Annotated in this window: 5 protein-coding genes; all 5 read right to left on the bottom strand. The window is 63.4% G+C overall.

Annotation, left to right across the window (positions count from 1 at the left end):
• On the bottom strand, window positions 1-773 hold a 773-nt coding region (locus tag ACEWFR_RS19190), incomplete at its 3' end, for a sulfate ABC transporter substrate-binding protein (protein ID WP_374062560.1).
• Between the two features lie 121 nt (window positions 774-894).
• Window positions 895-2,508 (bottom strand): long-chain-fatty-acid--CoA ligase, encoded by a 1,614-nt coding sequence (locus ACEWFR_RS19185; protein ID WP_374062559.1) that lies wholly within the window; start codon window positions 2,506-2,508, stop codon window positions 895-897.
• A gap of 79 nt (window positions 2,509-2,587) precedes the next feature.
• Window positions 2,588-2,965, bottom strand: coding sequence for a hypothetical protein (locus ACEWFR_RS19180; protein ID WP_374062558.1), 378 nt, complete (start codon window positions 2,963-2,965; stop codon window positions 2,588-2,590).
• 89 nt (window positions 2,966-3,054) lie between these two features.
• Entirely contained in the window at window positions 3,055-4,464 is a 1,410-nt protein-coding gene (locus ACEWFR_RS19175) for an ATP synthase subunit B (protein WP_098725384.1), read from the bottom strand.
• A gap of 3 nt (window positions 4,465-4,467) precedes the next feature.
• Window positions 4,468-6,231 (bottom strand): ATP synthase subunit A, encoded by a 1,764-nt coding sequence (locus tag ACEWFR_RS19170; RefSeq protein ID WP_098725385.1) that lies wholly within the window; start codon window positions 6,229-6,231, stop codon window positions 4,468-4,470.

Raw genomic sequence — 6,231 nt, 5'->3', positions numbered from 1 at the left:
GTGTAATCGTACTCGACGACGGTCGAGATCTCGCCGGCGGTCATCGGCCCCTCCACGTTGCGCCGGAAGTCAGCGCCGTGGTCGGCGATCGCCTCGTGGTACTCGATGACCGGACCGAGGGTATCCAGATCGCCGCCGTAGGCCCGGTTGACCGACAGCGCGGAGGCCTGCCCGTTGGCGGTGTGGGGCGGTGTGAACGCCAGATCCTGTGCGATGTCGGGATGTTTCAGGTCCTCCCACGTTTCGGGCGCGTCCAGTCCCCGTTCCTCGTAGACGTCGGCCCGGTAAGTCACCGCGGTCGTCATCTGGCGGGTCGCGGTCACGTGGCCGTTGTCGGTCTTCAGATCGCCGGGAACGACGTCCCAGTTGGCCGGCTTGTAGTCGGTCGTCAGGTCGTCGTTCATCGCCTCAAGGCCGAACGAGTAGCCGCCGTTGTACGCCGAGTGGGTCGGGTTTCGGGCGTTGGCCCGCATGTCCTCGAGGGCCTCACCGGAGGAGCCCTGCGCGTCGTACAGCGGGAGGTCGTACTCCGCTTCGAAGGCTTCCATGACGGCTCCCCAGTTCGACCAGCCGGTCTGGACGCAGTAGATCTGTAGTTCGTCGGGGAACGACGAGGAGTCGATCTCGGTCTCGTACTCGCCGTGGCCGACGGTGTAGGTCTCGCCGCTCCCCCCGCCGGTGAGATCGCTCAGACAGCCCGCGACCGCGACGGTCCCGGCGGCAACCCCACTCGAAAGCACTTTTCGTCGCGTCGTCCCTGTCGGGTCGGACATACTCGAGAATCCGCCAAAACCTACTAATCAGTTGCTATGTTCGGACTACTGACCTATATAGAACGCCGTAGCGACACGGACCGGTCGGGTCCGATCCCTAGCTGGGCGCCGGCTTCGAGCGTCACCCCTGTCCGACCATCCGCTCTTCGTCCTCCCACTCCTCCTGGCGGAGTTCGTACTTCTGGACCTTTCCCGTCGCGGTCGTCGGCAGTTCCTCGACGAACTCGACCCTGTGGACTACTTTGTAGCCCGCGAGGTTCTCGCGAGTAAAAGCCTCGAGATCGCCCTCCGTTACGCCCGGATCGTCGGGATCGCCACTCGCCGGCACGACGAATGCCTTGGGCGTCTCGCCCCACTCGTCGCTGGGCGCTGGAATCACGGCCGCGTCCGCGACCGCGTCGTGATCGAACAGCGCGTCCTCGAGTTCGATGCTCGAGATGTTCTCGCCGCCGGAGATGATGATGTCCTTCTTCCGGTCCTGAATTGCGATCAGGCCGTTCTCGTCGATCGTCGCGAGGTCGCCGGTGTGATAGTAACCCTCGACGCGGTCGGTAAAGGCCTCCTCGGTCGCCTCGGGCTTCTCCCAGTACTTCTCCATGATCTGGTTGCCCCGGACGACGACCTCGCCGAGCGTCTCGTCGTCGCGCGGGACGTCGTTTCCGTCCTCGTCGACCACCCGGATTTCGGTCCCGAGATAGGCCAGTCCCTGCCGCTTCTTGATCCGGAACCGATCGTCGCTGTCGTCATCGAAGCGCCGGCGGGCGTCGGAGGTGGTGATCAGCGGCCCGGTCTCGGTCGCGCCGTAGACGTGCTTCAGGTACCAGCCGAACTCGTCCTCGACGGTTCGGATGGTTGCTTCCGGCGGCGCGCTGCCGGCGGTCGCGAGTCGGACGTCCGCGTCGCCGGCCGTCTCTGGCTCGTTTGCTTCATAGTACTCAACGAGCATGTTCAACACCGTCGGGGCACCGCACATGTACGAGACATCTTCCGACCGCACGGTCTCGAAGATGTCCGCGGCGTCGACCCCGCGCGTACAGACGTGTTTCGCACCGATCCCGGTCACGGCGAAGATGTGGCCCCAGCCGTTCGCGTGGAACATCGGCAGCGTCCACAGGTAGGTGTCGTCGTCGGTGATCTCCTGGTGGGCCACCAGCAGGTAGGCGTGAATCGTTTCGCAGCGATGGGTCCGGCAGACCCCCTTCGGATCGCCCGTCGTCCCCGAGGTATAGTTGATCGTGATGATCTCGTCCTCGCTCATTTCGGGGCGGTCGTACTCGGTGCCCGCGTCCTCGAGCACGCCGTCGAAACTCTCCCAGTCACCGTCCACTTCGGTGGGATCGTTCGTGATGAAGGTCTCCGTCGGCACCTCATCGCGAACCGCCTCGATGCGCTCGGCGAAGTCGTAGTCGGCGTAGATCGCGTCCACGCCCGCGTCCGAGAGGATATACTCGAAGTCGTCGGGTGTGAGCCGGTAGTTCAGCGGGGTGTGGACCGCCCCCGTTTGCATGATTCCGTAGGCCGCCTCGAGGTGGTAGTGCGTGTTCGGATCGAGGACGGCGACGCGGTCGCCCTTTTCGATCCCGCGCTCCTGAAGCGCCGCTGAAAACCGATCGGCGCGCTCGCCGAGTTCGTCGTACGTGAACCGTTCGCCCGTGGTGGCGACGACCGCCTCGTCGTCGCCGTAGTGCGTCCGCGCCCGGTCGAGGAACTCCGGGACGAGCAGTGGCTTGTGCATACATACCACGATTCATCGGCGGGGCATACGGTTGTTTCGATCTGTCGTATTTTCTGATAGTTCCTCGAGTCGAGCGCCTTCACTCCGAAGCCAGCCAACCTGTTCCCCATCGGCTACCGATAGCAACCGCAACAACCACGAGTACGAGTCCGGCGAGCCCGTACACGAACGACGAGAGATAGGTGTCCGTGAGCCAGATCAGTACTCCCGATCCGCCACCTGTACCCAATATCTGTAGAACGGTTATCCCACGTTCATCGATTCGATTTTCGATATATACTGTCAAAACGGACTCATAGATGAGTAATGCAAACCCAAAGATGACACCGATACAAAGGGCGACTACTGAATCAGCCATCACTAATAGATACCGCGTCTCCACTGCATTTATTTTTCTATCCCAACAGGATCCGAATCTCTCCAGCACCCCTTCTTTCCAGGTTACTTCTCTGTTCACTGGTCCGCGTCGGCTGGCGCTCGAGGCGTCGCTGAGTCACAAACGGACGATCGAAACGGCAAAAACTGGACGCGGGCGATCCGCGACGATTAGTCGGCCTGCACGGCTTCGGCCGTCTCGTCTTCGCGGTAGTGCTCCGCGATGAGCTCCTCGTCGATCCGGTTGAGCGCCTCTTTCGGCAGGGTCGACAGCAGATCCCAGCCGATATCGAGCGTCTCGTCGATCGAGCGGTTGGTGTCGTACCCCTGCTGGACGAACTCCGTCTCGAAGCGGTCGGCGAAGTCGAGGAACTTGTTGTCCCGCTCGGAGAGGGCTTCGCGACCGACGATGTTCACGAGGTCGCGCAGGTCCTCACCCTCCGCGTAGGCGGCGTACATCTGGTCGGAGACGTCGCCGTGGTCCTCACGGGTCAGGCCCTCGCCGATCCCGTCGTCCATCAGCCGCGACAGGCTGGGCAGGACGTTGACCGGCGGCTCGATCCCCTGACTGTTGAGGTCCCGATCCATCATGATCTGGCCCTCGGTGATGTAGCCAGTCAGGTCCGGAATCGGGTGCGTGTCGTCGTCGCCGGGCATCGTCAGGATCGGAATCTGCGTGACCGATCCCTCCTTGCCCTCGATTCGACCCGCGCGCTCGTAGAGCTGCGCCAGGTCGGTGTACATGTATCCGGGGTAGCCACGCCGGCCCGGGACCTCCTCGCGTGCGGCACCGATCTCCCGCAGTGCCTCACAGTAGTTGGTCATGTCCGTCAGGATGACGAGCACGTGGTAGTCCTTCTCGAAGGCCAGATACTCGGCCGTGGTGAGCGCGAGTCGCGGCGTGACCTGCCGCTCGACTGCGGGGTCGTCCGCGAGGTTCATGAAGACGACCGAGCGCTCGAGTGCGCCCGTGCGTTCGAAGTCGTCCATGAACTCGTTGGCCTCTTCGGCCGTGATTCCCATCGCGCCGAAAATGACTGCGAACTCCGAGCCCTCGCCCGATTCGTCTTCCTCCGGAACCGTCGCCTGTCGGGCGATCTGGAGCGCGAGTTCGTTGTGGGGCAGCCCCGAACCGGAGAAGATCGGGAGCTTCTGGCCTCGAACCAGCGTGTTCATGCCGTCGATGGCGGAGACGCCGGTTTGGATGAACTCTTCGGGGTACTCCCGCGAGTAGGGGTTGATCGCTTTGCCGACGATATCCTGTCGTTCGTCGGGAACGATCTCCGGACCGCCGTCGATCGGGTTCCCGGAGCCGTCGAGCACCCGTCCGAGCAGATCCTCGGTGACAGGCATTTTCATCGTCTCGCCCAGGAAGCGAACGGAGGCGTTGCGGTCGATCCCGCCCGTCCCTTCGAACACCTGAATCGAAACGATCCCTTCGCTCGATTCCAGCACCTGGCCGCGCAGCGTTCGCCCGTCCTCGGTCTCGATCTCGACGATCTCGTCGTAGCCGACCGGTTCGTCGACCTCGGCGAACACCAGCGGACCGCTGATTTCCGTGATAGTCTGGTACTCTTTCATTGTTTAATACAGTGCGCGCAGTTGATCTGCGAGGTCGCTCTCGATGTCGTCGATGAACTCGTTCCACTCCTCGGCCGTGCCCATCCGGTTGAGCTGCGGCGCAGCGTCGACGTCCTGAATCTCCTCGACCGGGACGCCCGCTTCGAGCGCTTCAAAGGCCTCGTCGTTGAACGTCTTGATGGCCTCGAGCATCCGGTAGGTCTTCTCGGGTTCGCAGTAGGTGTCGACGTCGTGGAGCGCGTTCTGCTGGAGCCAGGCCTCACGGATGTAGCGTGCGACCTCCATCGTGAGCTGCTGGTCCTCTGGCAGCGCGTCCTTGCCGACGAGCTGGACGATCTCCTGAAGCTCGTCCTCCTCGTCTAACACGTCGACCGCCCACTGGCGGGTCTCCGACCAGTCGCCGGCGACGTTGCTCTCCCACCACGGGTCGAGTTGGTCCTTGTACAGCGAATAGGACTCGTTCCAGTTGATCGAGGGGAAGTGCCGACGTTCCGCGAGGTCGGCGTCCAGCGCCCAGAACGTCTTGACGATACGTAGCGTGTTCTGGGTGACCGGCTCGGAGAAGTCGCCGCCCGGCGGCGAGACCGCGCCGACGACCGAAATCGACCCTTCGCCGCCGTTGATTAGCTGGAACTTGCCGGCGCGCTCGTAGAACTCCGAGAGCGCAGCGGCCAGATACGCGGGGTAGCCCTCTTCGCCGGGCATCTCCTCGAGTCGACTCGAGATCTCCCGCATGGCCTCGGCCCACCGCGAGGTGGAGTCGGCCATCAGTGCAACGTCGTAGCCCATGTCGCGGTAGTACTCCGCGATCGTGATTCCCGTGTAGATACAGGACTCACGTGCTGCAACGGGCATGTTCGACGTGTTTGCGATGAGGCAGGTCCGGGCCATCAGCGGGTTCCCGGTCTGTGGGTCCGGCAGTTCCGGGAAGTCCTCGATGACTTCAGTCATCTCGTTGCCGCGCTCGCCACAGCCGATGTAGACGACAATGTCCGCGTCGGACCACTTGGCGAGTTGCTGCTGGGTGACGGTCTTCCCGGAGCCAAAGGGGCCGGGAATCGCCGCCGTCCCGCCCTTTGCGAGCGGGAAGAGGCCGTCCTGCACGCGCTGGCCCGTCACCAGCGGTTCGGTTGGCGTCTCCTTGTCACCGGCGGGCCGGGCTTCGCGGACCGGCCACTCCTGGTGCATCTGGATCTCCTCGCCGTTGTCGAGTTCGACGACGGTCTCCTCGACGTTGAATTCGCCGTCACCGACGGTGGTCACTTCGCCGCCCTCGTAGTCCGGGGGCACCATGACTTTGTGGTCGATCGTGACGGTCTCTTCGACGACCCCGACGACGTCGCCGGGTTCGACGGTATCGCCCGTTTCAACTTCGGGGGTGAACTCCCACTTCTTCTCGAGGTCGATCCCCGGGGCGTCGACCCCGCGGTCGAGGAACGCGGTCCCCATCTTCTCCTCGAGGACGTCGAGTGGCCGCTGGACGCCGTCGTAGATGGAGTCCAGCATGCCGGGTCCGAGGTCGACGCTCAGGGGCTCGCCCGTGTTCTGGACGGGTTCGCCCGGGCCGACGCCGGAGGTTTCCTCGTACACCTGAATTGTGGTCAGGTTCCCTTCGATTTCGATGACCTCGCCCATCAGTCCTTCGTCGCCGACGTAGACGACGTCGTTCATCCGGGCGTCGAGGTCCGTGGCGGTCACGACGGGACCACTCACGCTTTCGATTACACCGTCTTCGTCGACGGATTCGATGTCTTCTGCCTGGCTCAT

Source organism: Natrinema sp. H-ect4, assembly GCF_041894845.1.
Classification (GTDB): domain Archaea; phylum Halobacteriota; class Halobacteria; order Halobacteriales; family Natrialbaceae; genus Natrinema.
This window is presented reverse-complemented; position numbering and strand designations above follow the sequence as displayed.

Excerpts from the sequence above, each read along its gene's own strand:
- ACEWFR_RS19175 (WP_098725384.1), bottom strand. The coding sequence starts at position 4,464 with ATGAAAGAGTACCAGACTATCACGGAAATCAGCGGTCCGCTGGTGTTC.
- ACEWFR_RS19185 (WP_374062559.1), bottom strand. The coding sequence starts at position 2,508 with ATGCACAAGCCACTGCTCGTCCCGGAGTTCCTCGACCGGGCGCGGACG.
- ACEWFR_RS19170 (WP_098725385.1), bottom strand. The coding sequence starts at position 6,231 with ATGAGCCAGGCAGAAGACATCGAATCCGTCGACGAAGACGGTGTAATC.